Below are 19,659 nucleotides of genomic sequence, written 5' to 3'. Positions count from 1 at the left end.
CCGTTCAGCGGGCGTCGTCAGGCCCGGGGTGCTCCCCCGGGCCGTCGTGGTGCGCGGCCAGGGGGGTGGGAGAGAGCGTCGAGGTCTCCTCGCCGGCTTCGAGGAGGGTGTCCGCCGCGCCGACCACGAGCGGGTCGGGCTCACCCACGGCCTCACGGTCCTTGCTGGTGTAGTCGATGCGCCACAGCAGGCTGCGCATGGCCTCCAGGCGCCCGCGCCGCTTGTCGTTGCTCTTGACCACCGTCCAGGGCGCGTAGGCGGTGTCGGTCGTCCTGAACATGGCGACCTTGGCGGCGGTGTAGTCGTCCCAGCGGTCGAGCGAGGCGAGGTCGGTGGGGGAGAGCTTCCACTGCCGCACCGGGTCCACCTGCCGGATCGCGAACCGGGTGCGCTGCTCGGAGCGCGAGACCGAGAACCAGAACTTCACCAGGTGGATTCCGTCGTCGACCAGCATCCGCTCGAAGAGCGGGCACTGACGGAGGAACAGCGCGTACTCCTCGTCCGTACAGAACCCCATGACGCGTTCGACCCCGGCCCGGTTGTACCAGGAGCGGTCGAAGAACACGATCTCGCCGGGGCCGGGGAGGTGGGCGACGTACCGCTGGAAGTACCACTGGCCCGTCTCCCGCTCGGTCGGCCTGTCCAGGGCGACGATCCGGGCGCCACGGGGGTTGAGCCGCTCGGTGAACCGCCGGATGGTGCCGCCCTTTCCGGCGGCGTCCCGGCCCTCGCACACCACGACGACCCGCGCGCCGGTGTCCTTGGCCCACCGCTGGAGCTTGAGCAGTTCGATCTGCAGGATCCGCTTGGTCCACTCGTACTCGCCCCGGCGCACCTTGCGGTCGTAGGGGTAGTTCTCCTGCCAGGTACGGATCGGGTCGCCCGCCGCGCTGAGCAGTACGGGCTGCTCGGGGCGGGTGTGGTCCACGCTCAGCCCCCGGAGCAGATCGTCCCGGTCCTCGTCCCGCCCGTCCTGCCCGTCCTTGCCGTTCGTCCCGGTCACGTCACTCACCTCGTCGTCCTGCGGCCTGCTCGGCCCCGTGCCCCGATCATCGCGGTTCGGCACGGTCGGGGGCGGTTCGGCACGGCTTGCGAGGGCGGGTTCCGGACGGGGCCTCAGTTGTGGTGCCTGGTCAGGCTGTGGACGAGGACGATCGCGGCGAGCACGATGACCACGATGTGCAGCCAGGCGGGGGCGGCCGACACGTCGGCGGCGGTCACCATCGCCGAGGGGTCGCCGGACGCGGCGGCGTGGGTGTACGTGGTGGTGAACGAGGACATCATTGCCTCCTGAGGGGGGATCGGTCGAAGGCCGCCGCCCGTCCGGGGACGGGCGGGGCGGCGTCAGGGCCGACGGGACCGGCCGCCGATTCCGGCGACGTGCAGGGCGAGCAGCCCGAGTCCGAGCAGCATGATGTTCCCCGAGGTGAAGACGTCGTTCGTCGATATCTCGGCGGCGTTGATCAGAAACGCGATGACGAAGAGCACCGCTGCGCCTATGGCCAACATGGCCCAACTCCTCTGTCCGGTCGGGGTCAGAGCTCCCGTCTACCCCCGATCCCGCGGGGCAGCCCGATCGGCGCCGATCGGTTCGCCGAGATCAGCGCCGCGCCGCCGTGACCATGATCAGCAGGGGTACGAGGCGGGTCGGCGGGATCTGGTAGCGGCCGCGCCCGGCCGTCTCCAGCCAGCCGGCGGAGACGAGCTGCCGCAGATGGTGGTAGATCTGGCCGGTCGTGCCGAGCCCTTCCAGCTCGATGAGTTCGGCGACCGCCGTGCGTCCCCCGGCCAGCGCCTGGATGAGCCGCAGCCGCACCGGATGGCCCAGGGCGCCCAGCGCGTCGGCCGCCTCCGACCAGTCGGAGCTCAGGACCGAGTCCGTGGCGTCGGACCGCTCCCACTCCACGAGCTCGCCGTCCAGGCCGACCACGGAACCGGCGAACAGCACCCCGCCGCGCGCCACTTCCTGCAGCCGCTCCCGCAGCTGCGGCAGCGCCCAGTAGGCGTCGGCCGGCGTCTCGTCCGGACCGGGCCCGCGGGTGTCGCTCCCCAGCCTGGCCTCGAGCTCGGAGAGCCGCCGCGACATGTCGGCGACCTGCCCGGCCAACGCCTCCCAGGAGGGCGCATACTCACTCATCCGCCCAGCCTATCGGTGGTCCTCCACGCCGCCCCCGCCGCGCCGGGGCACCGCGGGGGACCACCGGCGGGCCGCCCGCGGGGGGCACTACGTGTCCGTCGGCAGGGCCGCGACGAGGCTCCTCGGACGCATGTCGGTCCAGGTCTCCTCGATGTGCCGGAGGCAGGCCGCGCGACTGTCGGGCCCGAAGGCGCGGGTCCAGCCGGCCGGCACCTCGGCGAACCGGGGCCAGAGGGAGTGCTGTCCCTCGTCGTTGACGAGCACCAGGAAGACGGCGCTCTCGTCGTCGAACGGGTTGGTCATCGGATGACCTCTCTCTTGTCGTCGTCGTTCCGGAACTCCGCGCCGAGCAGATCGTCCACCGGCTGCCCGGGCCGCTCGGCGACGGCGTCCAGCAGGCGGGTCAGCTCGCGCAGAAGATCGTGGGCGGTCCCGGGCTCCAGCGCGTCCGGCCGGTGGTCGAGGCGCAGGTGCAGCAGGTCGTCGGCGGCGAACGCCACCAGGGTCAGCGGGTAGTGGGTGGCGTCGCGGCCCGTCACGGAGGTCACGCGGAGTCCCGCCACGGGTCGCGTGAGCGCGGCCCGGTCCAGCGGATAGTTCTCGAACACCAGGTGGGTGTCGAACAGCTCCCTGCGCCCCGCGGCGCGCTGGATCTCGCTCAGCCCGATGTGGTGGTGCGGCAGCAGCCGGGCCTGCTCGTCGCGCAGGCGGCGCAGGGTCTCGCGTACCGTCTCCGCGCCGTCGAGGCGCAGCCGCACCGGTACCGCGTCGATGAACAGGCCGATCATCGAGCCCATCCCGGGGAGCTCCGGCTGGCGGCCCGACGCGGTCGTGCCGAACACGACGTCCCGCGTCCCCAGGCGCCGGGCCAGCAGCATGCCCCAGGCGGTCTGGACGACGGTGTTGAGGGTGATCCCGTCGCTGCCCAGACCGCGCAGCGCCTTGGTGGTGGTGTCGGACAGGACGGCGCTCAGGGAGGCGGCGGGCCCGCCGCCCCCGGCCACGGCGCGGGTCAGGCGCCGTGCCGGGGCCGTGCCGTCGAGGGCGGCGCGCCACGCCTCGCGGGCGGCGGGCGCGTCCCGGGTGGCCAGCAGCGCGAGGTGGTCGCGGTAGGGGGTGACCGGGGCGAGTGCCGTGGGGTCGCCCTTGTGGGCGTACAGGTCGAGGAGCTCTCCCACCAGCAGGGGCATCGACCAGCCGTCGATCACCAGGTGGTGGTTGGTCAGGACGAGCCGGTGTTCGCCGGGGCCCCACCGGGTGAGGGTGAAGCGGAGCAGCGGGGGGCGGTCGGGGTGGAAGCGGCGGCCCATGTCGGCCTGGTTCAGCCGGTCGAAGACCCGCTCCCGGCGTTCCCCGGACACACCGGTGAGGTCGAGCTCGCGCCACCCGGGGACGGGCGAGGCGGGGACGACCTGGACCGGGTGGCGCAGGCCGTGGTGGACGAACGCGGCGCCCAGGTGGGGGTGGCGGGAGAGCAGGGCGGTGGCCGCCGCGCGCAGGGCGTCCCGGTCCAGGTCGCCGTGGAGCCGCAGGACGCACTGCGCCTGGTAGACGTCCGGCGCGTTCGGCGCGTACAGGGCGTGGAAGAGCAGCCCCTCCTGGAGCGGGGTGAGCGGCAGGACATCCGCCAGGTCGGGGTGGGCGTCCTCCAGCCGGTCGATCTCGCGCTGGTCGAGCCGGACGAGCGGCAGGTCGGAGGGGCTGCGGCCGCCGCTGCCCCGGGTCCGCGCGTGCAGGACGAGGGAGTCGAGGGCCGCGAACCACAGGTCGGTGAGGAGACGGACCTCGGCCTCGGTGAGCTGACCGGCCGTCCAGGTCACCGAGGCGGTGAGCCGCGGTCCGTCGGGTCCGTCGGTCGTCAGGGCGTTGATGTCGAGGACGTGCTCGCCCAGGCGGCCGGCGGCTCCGGCGGCGCGGGACGTGACCTGCTCCCCGGTGATGCTCCAGTCCGTGTCGGTGGCGGTGGCGAGCCGGCCCAGGTAGTTGAAGCCGAGCTGGGGCGGGACCCGGCCGTCGAGCGCGGGCCGGGCCACCGGGTCGAGGTGGCGCAGGACGCCGTAGCCGACCCCGCGGTCGGGGACCGCGCGCAGGGTCTCCTTGACCTGTCTGAGCGCGTGGCCGAGGGCGGGTCCCGCGCTCCGCACATCGGTCCAGGAGCAGCCGGTGGGCGGCAGCCGGACCGGGTACAGGGCGGTCAGCCAGCCGACGGTCCGGGTCAGGTCGGTGCCGGGGAGGTCGGGGCGGCCGTGCGACTCCAGGTCGACCGGCAACCCGTTCGGGCCGGCCGGCCGGCCCCTGCGCCGGCGCCACTCCTCGACCGCGAGGGCCAGGCCCGTGAGCAGGACGGGCTCCACACCGCAGTGGAAGGCGGCCCCGACCTCGGTGAGCAGGGGCAGGGTCCGGCCGGGCGGCAGCGTGGCGGTCAGCTCGCGCGCCGGCCGGGCCGCGCCGGGGGCGAGCGGCTCGGCCAGTCCCGGGTCCGTCCCCGCCACCGTCTCGGTCCACAGCGGCAGTTCCGTGCGCCGGGTCCCTTCCGTCCCCTGGGCCTCCAGCGTGCGGGCCCAGTCCGGGAAGCGCACGGGCGGCGCGGTGAGACCGGGGGTGGTTCCGGCGGCGAGGGCCCGGTCGGCGGCGGCGAGGTCGGACAGCAGGATCCGCCAGGAGACGCCGTCGACCGCCAGGTGGTGGACGACGAGCAGCAGACGGCCGGTCAGACCGGGGCCCCGGTCGAGGAACTCGGCGGCCAGCAGGTGCCCGGACCTCGGGTCGAGCCGGCCGCGCGCCTCGTCCAGCGCCCCGGCCCGCAGGACGGGCGGCCGTCCGTCGGCCGGGGCGAGGACCCGGCGCACCCGGTCGGCCACGCGGATCCGTCCGGTGGGCAGGACGTCGAGCCGCCACTCCTCGCCGGTGGGGTCGAGGCGCATCCGCAGGGCGGCGTGCCGGTCGACGACGGTCTGGAGGACGGCGGTGAGCCGGTCGGCGGTCAGTCCGGCCGGGGTGCGGATGACCATGTGCTGGCTGAAGGTGTCGAGGTCACCGGCCTGTTCGCGCCACCAGCGGATGATGGGGGTCGGCGGCAGCGGTCCGGCGCCGTCGTCCGGGCCGGTGGCGGTGGTGGGCGCCGGGTCGCCCACCGGCCGGGCGCGTGCGGCGAGTCCGGCGACGGTGGGCGCGCGGAAGATGTCGTTGACGGTGATCCCCAGACCGGCCTCGTACGCGCGGCTGACCAGCTGGATGGCGACGATGCTGTCGCCGCCCGAGTCGAAGAAGCCGTCGTGGACGCCGATCGCCGGGGTCCGGAGCAGTTCGGCGAAGAGGTCCCGCAGGACGCGTTCGCGTGCGGTACGGGGGTCGGCGGCGTCCCCGGGCCGTACGGTGCCGGGCGGGGTGTGCGGGCGGGACGCCGGGGCGGGTTCGGGCAGGGCGGCGCGGTCCAGCTTGTCGTTGCGGGTGAGCGGCATCGCGTCGAGGACCGCCCACACCGCCGGGACCATGTAGTCGGGGAGCGTCTCGGCGAGGTGCCGCCGCAGTGTCTCCGGGTCGGCCTCCGCGCCCTCGGCGGGGACCACCCAGGCGGCCAGCCGCTTCGTGCCCGGCCGGTCCTCGCGGACCGCCACGACGGCCTGGCCGACGGTGTCGTGCTCGATGAGCGCGGCCGCGACCTCGTCCGTCTCGATGCGGAAGCCCCGCAGTTTGACCTGCCCGTCGGCCCGTCCGCCGAACGCCAGGGTGCCGTCCGGCAGCCAGCGCGCCAGGTCGCCGGTCCGGTACATGCGGGCGCCGGGCGGGCCGTAGGGGTCGGCGACGAAGCGTTCGGCGGTCGGTCCGGGCCGGCCGAGGTAGCCGCGCGCGATGCCGGTCCCGGCGAGGTAGAGCTCTCCCGTCACCCCGACGGGCACGGGCTGGAGCCCGGCGTCCAGGACGTAGCTCCGGCCGCCGTCCAGCGGGCGGCCGACGGGGATGCCCCGGCGGCCCGCTCCGTCGGCCAGGTCGGCGTCCGTGACCTGGTGCCAGGTGGCGCAGGTCGTCATCTCGGCCGGGCCGTAGCCGTTGACGATCGCGGTGTCCGGGCAGTGGCGCCGGACGGCCCGGACGGCCCGGGGGGAGACGACGTCGCCGCCGGTCCACACCACGTCGAGGCCGCTCAGACAGGCCGGGTCCTCCTCCGCGACGAGCTGGAAGAGTCCGGCGGTCAGCCACAGGCTGGTGGGACGGGTCTCGGTGATCAGCCGCCGCAGGGTCCGCAGGTCCAGGTCGCCCGGCGGGGCGACGACGACCTCGCCGCCGTTGAGCAGGGGCACCCACAGCTCCATGGTGGAGGCGTCGAAGGAGTGCGGGGAGTGCATCACCATGCGGCGGGCGGTGGTGGGTTCGTAGCAGGCGTCGGCGGCGAGGGCGAGGATGCCGCCGTGGGTGATGGCGACGCCCTTGGGTACGCCGGTGGACCCGGAGGTGAAGATGACGCAGGCCAGCCGCTCGGTGCCGGCGGGAGCGGTGAGGTCGGTGGGGTCGCTGGGCACGGCAGGAGAGGAGGGAACGGCCGGACCGGCGTCCGGGGGTGCGGAGCCCGGCGGGGGCGGTGCGGCCAGGGCTTCGACGGCGTCGAGGACCGTCGGCGCCTCCGGGGGCGGTTCCCCGGGCGGCAGGCCCGGGCCCACGACCAGGACGGCGGCACCGGCCTCGGCGACGACGCGGGTCCGCCGCGCGTGCGGCGCCCGGATGTCGAGCGGTACGTAGACGCCGCCGCTCTTGAGGATCGCCAGGGCGGTGACGGCGTACAGCACGCCGCGCTCCATGAGGACGGCGACGCGGGTCTCCCGGCCCACCCCGGCGGCGACGAGGTGACCGGCGAGCCGGTCGGACCTGGCCTCCAGCTCCGCGTACGTCAGTGTCTCCGTGTCCGAGCGCAGGGCCACGGCGTGCGGCGCGCGGCGGGTGTGGGCGGCGATCCGCTCCCCGACGCTCCGGGCGGGGTCGCCGGGCGGGCCGGGCCTGGCCGGGGTGGCGCCCCACCGGAGCAGGAGTTCGGCGCGTTCCTCCGGGGCGAGCAGGTCGGCCGTACCGACGGCGGTGTCGGGGGCGTCGGCCAGTCGGCCGAGCAGCCGGACCAGCCGTTCGCCCAGGGTGCGGGCGGTCTCCGGGGTGAACAGGCCCGTGCGGTACTCGAGTACGCCGTCGAGCCCCTCGCCGTCGCCCCCGGGGCCGCGGCGCTCGTACAGGCTGAACGCCAGGTCGCACTTGGCGGTGCCGGTGGCGACCGTCGTGACCTCGGCGCGCAGACCGGGCAGGTCGAGCCGTTCGGGCGGTGGCGGGGTGAGGACCAGCATCACCTGGAAGAGCGGCGGGCCGGTCTCGGGGCGGTGCGGGCCCAGGGCCTCCACGACCCGCTCGAAGGGGACGTCCTGGTGGGCGAAGGCGTCCAGGTCGCCCGTACGGACCCGGCCGAGCAGCTCCCGGAAGGTGGGGTTCCCCGAGGTGTCGGTGCGCAGGACGAGCGTGTTGACGTAGAAGCCGACCGACGCGTCGAGCCGGGGGTCGGGCCGGTCGGCGACGGCGGTGCCGACCGGGATGTCGGTTCCGGCGCCGAGGCGGGTGAGGAGCACCGCGAGCGCGGTGTGGACGACCATGAACAGGCTGGCGCGTTCGGCGCCGGCGAGGCGGGCGAGCCGCCGGTGCAGCGCGGCGGGGACACGGAACGCGGCGGTGGCCCCGTCGTCGGTGGGCGGCGCCGCCCGGTCGGCGGGCAGGGCGATACGGGACGGCAGGCCGTCCAGCGCACGCGTCCAGTACGCGAGCCGGTCCTCCTCGGCGGGGGAACCGCCGCCGGGTCCGGGCTCCGGGGCGCGGTCGAGCGCGAAGTCGGCGTACTGGTACGGCAGGGGCGGCAGGCCGGTGGGCGGCGCTCCGCGCAGCCGCGCGGCGTAGGCGGTCTCCAGGTCGGCGGTGAGCGTGCCGAGCGAGGCGTGGTCGCAGGCGATGTGGTGGAGGAGGAGCAGCAGGGTGTGGGGGCGGCCGGGGCCGGTGCCGAACAGGGTCGCCCGCAGCGGGGTCTCGCGGTCGAGCCGGAAGGCGTGCCGGGCGCCCCGGGCCAGCAGGGCGGGCAGTTCGTCCGGGGTGGTGTCCGTTTCGACGAGGCGGGGGCGGCCCGCCTCGGGCGGCAGGATCCGCTGGTGGGGGCGGCCGTCCTCCTCCTCGATGACGGTCCGCAGGATCTCGTGCCGGTCGGTCACGTCGCCGAGGGCGGCCGCGAGGGCCGCGCGGTCCAGGGCGCCGGCCAGACGGACCGTCAGGGGCACGTTGTAGGCGCGGTCGGCGCCGGTGTGGCGGTGCAGGAACCACAGCCGTCGCTGCCCGTGGGAGAGCGGGACGCGCTCGGGGCGGCCGGGTGGCACCTGGGCGGGGGCGGACGCGGGGGCGTCGGCGGGCGCGGTCAGCCGGGCCGCGAGGGCGGTGACCGTGGGGTGGTCGAAGACGTCGCGGACGTCGATGTCGGCGTGGTGGGCGGCGCGGAGGGCGGCGGCCAGCCGGGCGGCCCGCAGGCTGTCTCCCCCGAGGTCGAAGAAGTTGTCCTCGGGGCGCACCCGGGCCGCTCCGAGGAGCTGCGAGAACAGGTCGGCGACGTGCTGCTGGAGCGGGGTGGCGAACACCGGGTCCGGCGTGGGGCGCTCGGTGTCGCGGGCCGCGCGGCCGCCCGGCGCGGGCAGGGCGGCACGGTCGAGCTTGCCGTTCGGGGTGAGCGGCAGCGCGTCGACGAGCACCAGTTCCGCCGGCAGGAGGTGGGCGGGCAGCCGGGTCCGCAGGGCTCGACGCAGCCGGTGCGCGAGGGGTTCGAGCCGCCGGCCGCGGTCGGTGGGGGGCTGCGCGGGGTGGTCGGGGTGGGTCTCGCTCGGAGGGGCGTCGGCCGGGGACGGCGCGGCGGCCTCCGGGCTCCGGTCGGTGGGGGTCCGCGCCCGGTGGTCGTCGGCCGGGACGACGTAGCCGACCAGGCGGGGGTCGCCGTCCGGGGACGGTACGGCGGCGACGGCGGCGGCGGTCACGCCGTCCAGCGCGAGGAGCGCCGCCTCGATCTCGGCGGGTTCGACGCGGTGGCCCCGGCTCTTCAGCTGGTCGTCCGCGCGCGCCAGGTACTGGAGTTCCCCGTCCGCCGTCCACCGGGCCAGGTCGCCGGACCGGTAGAGCCGGGAGCCGGGCGGGCCGAAGGGGTCGGCGACGAAGCGCCCCGCGGTGAGGCCGGGCCGCCCGAGGTAGCCGTGGGCGACGCCCGGGCCGCCGACGTACAGCTCGCCGGGGGTCCCCGTGGGCACCGGGCGCAGGCTGTCGTCCAGCACGTGGAGCCGGGCGCCGGGCAGCGGGGCGCCGATCGGGCTGCCGTCGCGGCCGGCGTCGGCGGGGGTCAGGTCGCGGCGCGTGGTGTGGACCGTGGTCTCGGTGATCCCGTACAGGTTGACGAGCGTGGGGGCGGTGCTCCCGCCGTGGCGCCGGTACCAGTCGCGCAGGGTCCGCGGCCGCAGCGCCTCTCCTCCGAACACCACCCACCGCAGGGCGAGTCCGCGGCCGCGCGCCGGGTCCTCGGCGTCGGCGCGGTCCAGGGCGGCGAAGGCGGACGGGGTCTGGCTCAGTACGGTGACCCGCTCGCGGACGAGGAGGTCGAGGAAGGCGCGGGGCGAGCGGGCCACGTCGTGCGGGACGACCACGAGCCGCCCGCCGTGGGCCAGGGCGCCCCACAGCTCCCAGACGGAGAAGTCGAAGGCGCAGGAGTGGAAGAGGGTCCAGACGTCGCTGGCGCCGAAGCCGAAGGAGGCGGCCGCGTCGGTCAGCAGGGCCACCGGGCTCGCGTGGGGGACCACGACGCCCTTGGGCCGGCCCGTCGATCCCGAGGTGTGGATCACGTAGGCGGGGTGCGCGGGCAGCAGCGGGGTCGCACGGCCGGCGTCGTCGCGGTGCGTCGCGCCCGCGTCCGACGACTGGGCCGCGGAGGCCAGGGCGGTCAGTTCGTCGGCTGTCAGTACGCAGACCGGCCGGGTGTCGGCCAGGACCAGGTCGATCCGTTCGGCCGGCCACTCCGGGTCGAGGGGGACGAGGGCGGCTCCGGACAGGGCCACGGCGACGATCGCGATCACCAGGTCCACGGAGCGCGGGAGCTTCACGGCGACGGTGCGGCCGGGCCCGGCCCCGCGCCGGACCAGGGCCCGCGCCAGGCGGTCGGCCCGCGCGCCGAGTTCGCGGTAGGTCAGGGCGGTGTCGGCGTCCTGGACGGCCACGGCGTCGGGGAAGCGGGCCGCGGCCCGCTCGAAGAGCTGGGGCAGCGTGCCCGGGGCGGCGCTCCCGCGGTGCTCGGGCCGGGGCGCCGAGCGGCGGCGTTCGGCCGCGGAGAGCGGGTCGAGGTCGCGGAGGGCCTCGTCCTGACCGGTGGTCAGCCGGTGCAGCAGCCGGGCGTAGCGGCGGGCCTCGGCGGCCGCCTCGGCAGGGCTGTAGCGGGTGGGGTCGGCGTCCAGGTCGATGCGCAGGCCGCCGCGCCCGTCGTCCGGGTACACGGTGACGGACAGGTCCTGGACGGGGCCGATGGCGACGTTGCGCATCGCCGCCGGCCGGCCGGCGAAGTCACGGCCGTAGCTGAACGGCAGGACGTTCACCGCCAGGCCGTACAGCGAGCCGCCCGAGCCGGTCAGGCCGAGGTCGCCCAGCTGGTCCTCGTACCGGTGGCGCCGGTGCGGGAGGACGGCCGTCATCTCGTCCGCCACCGCGCGCACCAGGTCGCGGGCCGGGCGGTGCGGGTGGACGGCGGTGCGCAGCGGGAGGACGTTCGACGCCGTGCCGGCGGCCAGCAGCGACACCTCCCGGTCGCGGGCCGGGACCGGCAGCCCCAGCACCACCTCGCCGGGGGCGCCCGCCCCGGCCCGGACGTGCGCGAGCACCGCCCCGGCGGCCGTGGCCAGCACCGGCCAGTCCACGTCGAGTTGCCGGGCGGTCGCCCGCAGCCGGGCGAACCCCCCGGAGGGCAGGCGGGCGCCGCCGCGCGCCGCCACGCCTCCGGTGGCGGCCGGGCGCACCGCGTCCGCCCCGGGCCGCCGGGCCTGCCAGAAGGCACGGTCGGCCGGGGCCTGGGCCGAGGCCCGGTAGGCGCGTTCGGCGGCGGGCAGGGCGTCCAGCGGGTGCACGGCGGGCGGCGGGCGCTCGCCGCGCTCCAGCGCCGCGTAGAGCCGGCCGACCCGGCGGACCAGCAGGGCGCTGCCCAGGCCGTCGAGCACCAGGTGGTGGCAGGCCAGGTACCAGCGGAAGCGTTCGTCGGCCAGGCGCAGCAGCGCCGTGCGGAACGGCGGCCCGGCGCCGAGGTCGAACGGCCGCGCCACATCGGCCCGCATCCACTCCATGGCGGCGGCGGCCGGGGTCGGCGCGGCGCGCAGGTCGACCCGGGTGACGCTCCACGGCGGGCCGGGCCCGTCCCACTGGCGTGGTTCGCCGTCGTCGGCGACCGTGAAACGGGCCCGGAGCGGCGCCGTCTCGGCCACGGCCGCCGCGAAGGCCGTCTCGAAGAGGCCGGGGTCCACGGGTCCGGCGATGTCGAGGGACACCCCCACGTGGTAGCGCCCGGGGCCCGCGAGCCGGTCGCCCAGCCAGATGCCGCGCTGAGCCGTGGTCAGCGGCAGCGACGGCCGGCCGGGGCCGGTCACCGGGGCACGTCCGACTCCGTGCCCCGGCCCCGCAGCGGCAGGACGAGCGTCTCGGCGATCTCCGCCAGCGGTCCGGGCCGTCCCATCTCCGCGTGCGGGCAGTCGACGGGACGCACGTCGGGCTTCCCGCCGTCGACGTACGGCTGCCACTGGCGCGCGGCCGCGTCGGCGGAGGTTTCGAGGGCGGTGAAGACCAGCAGGTCACCGGTGTAGCGGGAGGGGGTGTGGTCGTGGGAGAGGACGGCGTTGTTCGTGTAGACGCGGCAGAGCGTCTCGATCATCGCCTCGTCGAACGTCGCGAGGAGTCCCGGGTAGGCGCGGGCGATCTCCAGGAACCGCGGGTAGGTCATCTCCTCGTCGGCCCAGAGGGTGGGGTCGTACCCGAAGAACTGCAGGACCGTCCGCATCACGTGGTCGGGACCGAACCGGAGGGGCGCGCCGTCCGCCGCCTCACCGCTCCCGGCCCTGCTCTCGCGGTGGCTTCCGCCATCGGCACCGGCGCCTTCACCGGCCCCGGCACCGTCGCCGTCCTCGCCGGCGGCGGCGGGGATCGCGTCGAGGACGGCGAGCAGGCCGACCTCCTCCCCCGCCCGCTGGAGCTGGACGGCCATCTCGTGCGCGACGATGCCGCCGAACGACCAGCCCAGCAGGTGGTACGGGCCGGCCGGCTGCACGGTACGGATCTGGGTCACGTAGTCCGCCGCCATCTCGGCGATCGACCCCGGCAGGACGCGTGATCCGTCCAGGCCGCGCGCCTGCAGCCCGTACAGCGGCTGGTCGGCGCCGAGCGGGCCGGTGAGACCGGCGTACGACCAGGCGATCCCGGCCGCGGGGTGCACGCAGAACAGCGGCGGGCGGCTGCCCTCCTCGCGCAGCGGCAGCAGCACCCCGGTGCCCCCGTCGAGGGCCGAGGCGTCCGCCGTCCGGTGCTCCTCGGCCGGGAGGTCCGTGCCGCCGCCGGCGAGGAGTTCGGCGGAGTCGAGGGAGCCCACGGTGGTGTGCGGAGCGTGCGCGCTCCGGGTCAGCAGGGCGACGAAGCGCCGGGCCAGGTCGTCGGCCCGGTCCGGGTCGATGAGGTGCGGGCGGTACTCGACCTGCACGGTCACGATGTCGTCGCGGTGGCTGATGACCACGCCCAGCGGGTAGTGCTGCCGGTCGTCCCCGGAGGCGCGGAGGAGTTCCAGACCGGGCGCGGGGCGGCGCAGGGCCTCACCGTCGAAGGGGTAGTTGGCGAAGGACATCATCGTGTCGAACATGTCGCCGCTGTCGGTGATGCGGCGGATGTCGGTGAGGCTGATGTGCTGGTACGGCAGGAGCTTGGCCTGCTCGTCCTGGATCCGCGCGAAGAGGTCCCCGAGCGACTCGGCGGGGTCGATCCGCACCCGGGTCGGCACGGTGTTGATGAAGAGACCCACCATCTTCTCCACGCCCGGGAGTTCGGCCGGGCGCCCGGAGACCACCGAACCGAACACGACGTCCGGGTGGCCGGTCTCCTCACCGAGCACGAGCGCCCAGCAGGTCTGCAGCACGGTCGCGAGCGTGAGTCCGTGCCGCCGCGCGGTGCCCACCAGGGCGCCGGTCACGTCCTCGTCGAGGGAGAACCGCAGGTGCCGCGAGGGCAGCGGCTCGCCGGGCTGCCGGTTTCCGATCCTGGTGGGGGTGAAGTCCGCGAGCGCGGTGCGCCAGGCGTCCTCGGCGGCCCTGACGTCCACGTGGGACAGCCAGCGCATGTACTCGCGGAACGGCGTGCCCGCGGGCAGCGCGTGCGGCGTCCCGGTGACCCGCGCCCGGTAGTGGGCGAACAGCTCCCCGACGACGACGGGAAGGGACCAGCCGTCGAGCAGGATGTGGTGGGTCGAGAGCACCAGCCGGCGGCGGCCGCCGCCCAGGTCGACGAGGAGCACCCGCAGCAGCGGGGCCCGGGCCGGGTCGTAGGGCCGGGAGCGCTCCTTGACCAGGAGCCGTTCGGCCTCGCGCTCCTGCTCCTCCTCCCCCAGCCCGCTCAGGTCCGTCTCCTGCCACGGCACGTCCACGCCCGGGCGGAAGATCTGGACGGGCTGGGGAACCCCGGTGTGCACGAAGGCGGCGCCGAGGTTGCGGTGGCGGTCCAGGAGGGTGCGGAAGGCCGCCCGCAGGGCGGCGGTGTCCAGGTCGCCCTCCAGTTCCAGCCAGAACTGGACGGTGTACAGCGCGTGCGCCGAGTCGTCGGAGTCACCGTCCTCGGGGCTGTTCAGCGAGCCGAGGAGGAGGTGGTAGAGCATGCCCTGCTGGAGGGAGGAGAGCGGCAGGATCTCGTCCAGACCGGGGTGTTCGCGCTCCAGCAGCTCGATCTCCCGCTGGCCGAGCGCGACCAGGGGGAAGTCGGACGGCGTGCGGCCGCCCGCGCCCGGTTCGGCCGCGTGCGCGGCCAGCGCGTCCAGCGCCTCGAACCAGTGGTCGATCAGCTCGTCGACCCGGTCGTCGTCCACGATCCCGTCCGCCCAGGAGAAGGCGATGCGCAGCGCGGTGCCCTCCGCGGTGTCCTCGGTGAGGGCGTTGACGGACAGCGGGTGGTCGAGCGGCATGCCGGCGTCGGCGCCCGCGGTCATGCCCGTCTCGGGAGCGGGCGACCAGTCCTCCTCGCCGCCCTCGGAGGGCAGGAGGAAACGGCCGAAGTAGTTGAAGCCGATGTCCCTGGGCGCCGCGTCGCCCAGCCGGCGCCCGGCCTCGGGACCGAGGTGCCGGAGCATGCCGAAGCCGATGCCCTTGTCCGGGATGGCACGGAGCTGCTCCTTCACCCGGCGCAGGGCGGCGCCGAGTTCGGCCCCGGAGGGCACCGCCCGGCCGGCCGACGGGACGCCGGGGGCCATGCGCACCGGGTACATGCTGGTGAACCAGCCGATCGTGCGGGACAGGTCGGCGCCGGGCACCACCGGCTCACGGCCGTGGCCCTCGATGTCGATCAGCACGTCCTCGGTGGTGCCGAGGCAGCGCTGCACGGCCACCGAGAGCGCCGTGAGCAGCACGTCGTTGATCTCGCAGTGGAAGGCCAGCGGGATGGTGGTGAACAGGTGCCGGGCCCGCTCCGCGCCGTAGACGACGGTACGGGAGCGGGCGGTGCCGGTGGTGTCGCGGGACGGGTCCAGGGCGCGCCGGGCGAACCGGGGGCCGGGGACGTCGAGCATCCGCTCCCACAGGGGGAGTTCGGCCAGCCGCTCGGGGGTGCGGGCCTGCTCGGTCAGGGCCCGGCTCCAGTGCCGCAGGGAGGTCTCGACCGGACGGAGGACGGGCGTACGGCCGGCCTCGACGTCCTGGTGGGCGCCGACGAGATCGGGCACCACGACCCGCCAGGAGACACCGTCGCAGGCCAGGTGGTTGGCCATGAACAGGAGCCGGCCGGGCCGGTCGGGGCCGGCGTCGAACCAGACGACGCGGACCATGCGCCCGTCCGCCACGTCGAGCTCCCGCTGCGCCCGCGCCGTCTCCTCCGACAGGAGCCGCAGGAGCGCGTCACCCGAGACACCCTCGGCGGGGACGCGGCGCACGAGATCCGCGGCGAGGACGCCGCCGACCGGCCGGACCTCCAGGGACCAGCCCGGTGCCGAGCGGTCGAGGCGGAGCCGGAAGGCGTCGTGGTGGTCGACCAGCGCCTGGACGGCGGTGGTCAGCCGGTCGGTGCGCAGGCCGCCGGGGACCCGGAGCAGTACGGCCTGGTGGAAGCCGTCGATGGGGCCGCCCTGGTCGCGCAGCCAGTGCATGATCGGGGTGAGGGGGACGTCGCCGACGGCCGCCGAGTCCTCTCCGGTGCTCCGCCGGCCGGTCTCCCGGGCGACGCGGGCGAGGGCCTGGACGGTCTTGTACTCGAAGATGTCCTGCGGGATGAGGACGAGCCCGGACTGGCGCAGATGGCTGACCAGCTGGATGGACATGATGCTGTCGCCACCGAGGTCGAAGAAGCTCCGGTCGCGCGGGACCTCGGTCTCGCGCAGCACCTCCGCGAAGGCGGCGGCGACGAGGTCCTCCCGGGAGGCCGGCGCCTCGGGCGCCGGAGCGGGCCCGGGCGGGGGCGTCACGGCGAGCGGCGCGGGGTCGGTCTCGCGGGCGAGTTTGCCGTTGGGGGTACGCGGGAGGGCGGCGGTGAACCGGAGTTCGGCCGGCACCAGGTGCGCGGGGAGGCGCTCGGCGAGCCACTCGCGCAGCTCCTCCGGCGCGGGCGGCGCGGCCGGGACGGCGGGAACCAGGTGGGCGACGAGCCGGGGGTCCCGCACGTGGTCGGCGCGGACGACGGCCATCGCCTCGGCGACCCCGGGGTGGCGGGTCAGCGCCGCCTCCACCTCGCCCGGCTCCACGCGGAATCCGTTGATCTTGATCTGCTCGTCCACCCGCCCGAGGAAGTCGAACTGCCCGTCGTCGCGGCGGCGGACCAGGTCACCGGTGCGGTACATCCGTGCTCCCGGCGGACCGAAGGGGTCGGCCGTGAAGCGCTCCGCGGTCAGCCCCGGACGTCCGAGGTAGCCGCGGGCCAGCCCGTCGCCCGCGAGGTACAGCTCCCCCGTCCCGCCGGGCCCGACCCGCGCCAGCGTCTCGTCCAGGACGTGGGCGCGGACGTGGCCGAGCGGCCGGCCGATGGGCGGCGCCGCTCCGTCCGGTGGGCCGTCGGCCCGCCACGCGGTGGCGTACACGGTGGCCTCGGTCGGCCCGTAGACGTTGACCAGGCGGGTGCCCGGCATCGTCGCGGCCACGCGGGCGGCCAGCGCGGCGGGGAGCGCCTCGCCGCCCAGGGCCAGGGTCCTGGCCGACAGGTCGAGGTCCGTGCGTTCGAGCAGCTTGCCGAGCACCGAGGGGATGGCGCAGACCAGGCCGCCGGACCAGCGGGGCGGTTCGGCGTCCAGCAGGGACAGCAGGTTCCGGACGACTTCGACCGTGCCTCCGGCGACCAGCGGCGTGAAGACCTCGGCGACGGAGACGTCGAAGCTGAAAGAGGTGGCGGCGAGCGTGTGGCGGAGCGCGTCGGCGCCGAACTCCTCCTCGGCCCAGGCGAGCAGCGGCAGCACGCTCCGGTGCGCCACGACGACGCCCTTGGGCGTGCCCGTCGACCCCGAGGTGTAGATGACGTACGCGGGGTGACCGGGGTCGAGCGGAGCGGTCCGCTCCTCGTCGGTGATGTCGTGCGCCGCGGCCGACGCCAGTTCGGTACGCACCGACGGGTCGTCGAGGACGATCACGGAGCCGCCGGGCGCGCCGAGGTCCCGTCCGGCGTGCTCGGTGTCGGTGAGGAGGCAGGAGGGCCGGGCGTCCTCGACCATGAGGCGGAGCCGCTCGTCGGGGTAGGCCGGGTCGAGCGGCAGGTACGCGGCGCCGGACTTCAGGACCGCGAGCATCGCCACGAGCGTGTCGGCGGAGCGGGGCAGCAGCAGGCCGACCAGCCGTTCGGGGCCCGCTCCGCGCGCGATGAGCAGCCGGGCCAGCCCGTTGGCGCGCGCGTGCAGCTCACGGTAGGTCAGTTCGCCGGTCCGGTCGCGGACGGCGACGGCGTCCGGGGTGCGTCGCGCGGCCGCGTCGAGGAGCGAGGTCAGCGTGCCCCCCTCCGCCCGGCGGGTGGGGACGGGCGGCGCCGGGGCGTCTTCGGCGGTGGTCTCCTCGGGGCGCCGCGCGGCGAGGGCGGCCACGGTGTGGCCGGGGGCGGAGACGGCCGCGGTCAGCAGGGTGCGGAGCTGCCGGGCGTGGGCGTCGAGTTCCGTCCCGGCGTCGTCGCCGGCCGGTCCGAGGACGACGAGGAGGATCCGGCCGTCCGGCCGCTCCTCCAGCAGGAACCTCGGCGCGGTGGACGGCTCGACGGCGAGGGCCCGGGCGGTGGCCCGGTGGTCGCCGAACCGCAGGACCGGCGCCGCCTCCCGTACGTCGGCGATCGCTCCGTACAGCCGGGATCCGGGCTCCTTCGCCCCCAGGGCGCCGCAGACCTCGGCGTGCCGGAAGCGCTGGTGCCGCCGGACCCGGCGCGCCTCGCGGCCGACCTGCCGGACGAGGTCCGCGAAGGGCGCGGCGGGCCGTACGTCGAGGCGCAGCGCGGCGATGTCCCCGGCCGCGCCCGGCACGCGCTGGAGGGCCCGTTCGTGGCGCCCGTCCACGGGCAGGCCGAGGACCACGTCGGTCGTGCCGGTGGTCCGGTGCAGGTGGGCGGCGACGGCGGCGAGCAGGACGGCGCGCGGGCGGGTGCCGCAGTAGCGGGCGGTGGCGCGCACCCGCTCCGCGTCCGCGACCGACAGCGGGACGGCGGCCGAGGCCGGGGCGGCCCCCGGTGTTCCGGCGGGTCCGGTCGGATCGCCCGGCGCGGTCGGGGTCAGGCCCGCGAGGCGGTCCCGCCAGAAGGCGGCGTCCTCCTCGGGCGCCGAGGAGGCCCGGTAGGCGGCCTCGGCCCCGGTGAGCCGCGCGAGGGCGGGGAGCACCCCGTCGGACGGGGACCCGCCCGCCGCGAGCGAGGTGTACACCTCGGCGGCGCGGCGGCCGACCAGCGCGCACCCCCAGCTGTCGAGGACGCTCCGGGGGTGCCGGTGGAACCAGGTGAAGCGGTCGTCGGCGAGGCGGATCAGCGCCTGCGAGGAGCGTGACGCCCCTCCGCCCGACGCCAGCTCCGCGCGCAGCCAGGTCTCCAGGGCGGCGGCCGGGTCCGCCTCGTCGGCCAGGTCCACCATGGCCAGCGGCACCGCGCCGCCGTCGGTGAACCCCGTACCACCGGAAGTACCACCGGTGGTGCCGTCGGAGGCGGCGCCGGTCGCCCGCAGGCGGACGGCCTCGGCCTCACCGGTCACCTGCCGGATCGCGCGCTGCAACAGGGCCACGTCCACCGGGCCGTCGATGTCCACGGCCTCCGCGACGAGGTCACCGGACGTGGTCCGTGCGATGCCGTGCTCAGACATGGGTGTCAGCTCCTGCGGGCCGCGGGGGAACGATGGACCTGTGCGACGGGTACGGGTGGAAACCGCGGCCGGCCTTCCGGCCGACGCTTCCCTCCGCGACCAGCCGGGACAGCAGTGGGGTGGGCCGGAACCGTGCGTCGCCGGTGAACCGGCCCAGTACGGCCAGCGTGTCGAGCACGGTGTCGAGGCCGATCAGATCGGCGGTGCGCAGCGGCCCCGTGGCGTGCCCGAAGCACTCCTGGAAGACGCGGTCCACGGTGGCCGCGTCGGCGGTGCCGGCGTCCACGACGGCCGCCGCCTCGTTGACCGTCAGCATCAGCACCCGGTTGCTGACGAACCCCGGGCCGTCGCCGACCACGATCGCCTTCTTCCCGAGGCCGGCCAGGAGGTCCAGGGTCCGCCGGACGGTCTGCTCGCCGGTGGCCGCGGAGATGGCGACCTCGACGGTGTCCTTCAGCGGCGCCGGGTTCATGAAGTGGGTCCCGACGACGCGTTCGGGGCGGCCGGTGACGGAGCCGAGATGGCCGATGGGTATCGCCGAGGTGCACGAGGCGAACACCGTCTCGGCGGGGCAGACACGGTCCAGGGTCCGGAGGATCTCCTCCTTGAGGGAGACGCGCTCCGGAGCGCAGTCCACCACGAAGTGGGCGCCGGACAGGGCGGCCGGCTCCGCCGCCCACACCACCCGCTCCTCGACCGGCCCGGAGTCCTGGCCGCGCAGCAGCCGTGCGGCGCGCGTCCAGGCGCGCACCCGCTCCGGACCGCTCGCACGCGCCGCCGGATCCGGGTCCACGACGACGACGGGGTGGCCGGCCGCGGCGAAGCACTGGGCGACGCCGACGCCCATGGTGCCGGCCCCGACGACGCCCACCGGAGTCCCGGCCCTGTCCGACGGCTCACTGTCCTTGCTCTCACCCACGTGGGGGGTTCCTTCCCGGTCGGTGCGCGCTCGTGG

8 protein-coding genes are annotated in these 19,659 nt (G+C 76.0%); all 8 read right to left on the bottom strand.

Features of this window, described 5'->3' with window-relative positions:
- Positions 1-4: 4 nt before the first annotated feature.
- The 8 genes from ppk2 to ABT129_RS26950 all read right to left on the bottom strand — a co-directional run bounded on the left by ppk2 (position 5) and on the right by ABT129_RS26950 (position 19,623).
- Positions 5-1,003 carry a polyphosphate kinase 2 gene (ppk2, locus tag ABT129_RS26985; RefSeq protein WP_351906768.1) on the bottom strand — a complete coding sequence of 333 codons (999 nt, stop codon included), beginning with the start codon at positions 1,001-1,003 and terminating at the stop codon, positions 5-7.
- A 113-nt stretch (positions 1,004-1,116) separates the two neighbouring features.
- Positions 1,117-1,281, bottom strand: a complete 165-nt coding sequence (locus ABT129_RS26980) for a hypothetical protein (RefSeq protein WP_351906766.1) — start codon at positions 1,279-1,281, stop codon at positions 1,117-1,119.
- A gap of 63 nt (positions 1,282-1,344) precedes the next feature.
- Positions 1,345-1,509: a hypothetical protein gene (locus tag ABT129_RS26975; protein WP_351906764.1), complete on the bottom strand. Its 165-nt coding sequence runs from the start codon at positions 1,507-1,509 to the stop codon at positions 1,345-1,347.
- Between the two features lie 91 nt (positions 1,510-1,600).
- Positions 1,601-2,137 (bottom strand): ArsR/SmtB family transcription factor, encoded by a 537-nt coding sequence (locus ABT129_RS26970; protein WP_351906762.1) that lies wholly within the window; start codon positions 2,135-2,137, stop codon positions 1,601-1,603.
- A gap of 87 nt (positions 2,138-2,224) precedes the next feature.
- Positions 2,225-2,440: an MbtH family protein gene (locus tag ABT129_RS26965; RefSeq protein WP_351906760.1), complete on the bottom strand. Its 216-nt coding sequence runs from the start codon at positions 2,438-2,440 to the stop codon at positions 2,225-2,227.
- Positions 2,437-11,808, bottom strand: a complete 9,372-nt coding sequence (locus ABT129_RS26960; protein ID WP_351906758.1) for a non-ribosomal peptide synthetase — start codon at positions 11,806-11,808, stop codon at positions 2,437-2,439. Before ABT129_RS26960 ends, ABT129_RS26965 begins: the two co-directional genes overlap by 4 nt.
- The gene (locus ABT129_RS26955; protein WP_351906756.1) at positions 11,805-18,704 is read right to left on the bottom strand and encodes a non-ribosomal peptide synthetase; all 6,900 of its coding nucleotides are present in this window, start codon (positions 18,702-18,704) and stop codon (positions 11,805-11,807) included. Before ABT129_RS26955 ends, ABT129_RS26960 begins: the two co-directional genes overlap by 4 nt.
- Entirely contained in the window at positions 18,697-19,623 is a 927-nt protein-coding gene (locus tag ABT129_RS26950; RefSeq protein WP_351906754.1) for a 3-hydroxyacyl-CoA dehydrogenase family protein, read from the bottom strand. Before ABT129_RS26950 ends, ABT129_RS26955 begins: the two co-directional genes overlap by 8 nt.
- Between the last annotated feature and the right edge of the window lie 36 nt (positions 19,624-19,659).

Source organism: Streptomyces sp. NPDC002057 (genome assembly GCF_040296665.1).
In the GTDB taxonomy this organism is placed as follows: Bacteria; Actinomycetota; Actinomycetes; order Streptomycetales; family Streptomycetaceae; genus Streptomyces.
Note: the sequence above shows the minus strand (reverse complement) of the source record. Positions and strands in the feature narration are given on the sequence as shown.

Excerpts from the sequence above, each read along its gene's own strand:
- ABT129_RS26980 (WP_351906766.1), bottom strand. The coding sequence starts at position 1,281 with ATGTCCTCGTTCACCACCACGTACACCCACGCCGCCGCGTCCGGCGAC.
- ABT129_RS26975 (WP_351906764.1), bottom strand. The coding sequence starts at position 1,509 with ATGTTGGCCATAGGCGCAGCGGTGCTCTTCGTCATCGCGTTTCTGATC.
- ABT129_RS26970 (WP_351906762.1), bottom strand. The coding sequence starts at position 2,137 with ATGAGTGAGTATGCGCCCTCCTGGGAGGCGTTGGCCGGGCAGGTCGCC.
- ABT129_RS26965 (WP_351906760.1), bottom strand. The coding sequence starts at position 2,440 with ATGACCAACCCGTTCGACGACGAGAGCGCCGTCTTCCTGGTGCTCGTC.
- ABT129_RS26955 (WP_351906756.1), bottom strand. The coding sequence starts at position 18,704 with ATGTCTGAGCACGGCATCGCACGGACCACGTCCGGTGACCTCGTCGCG.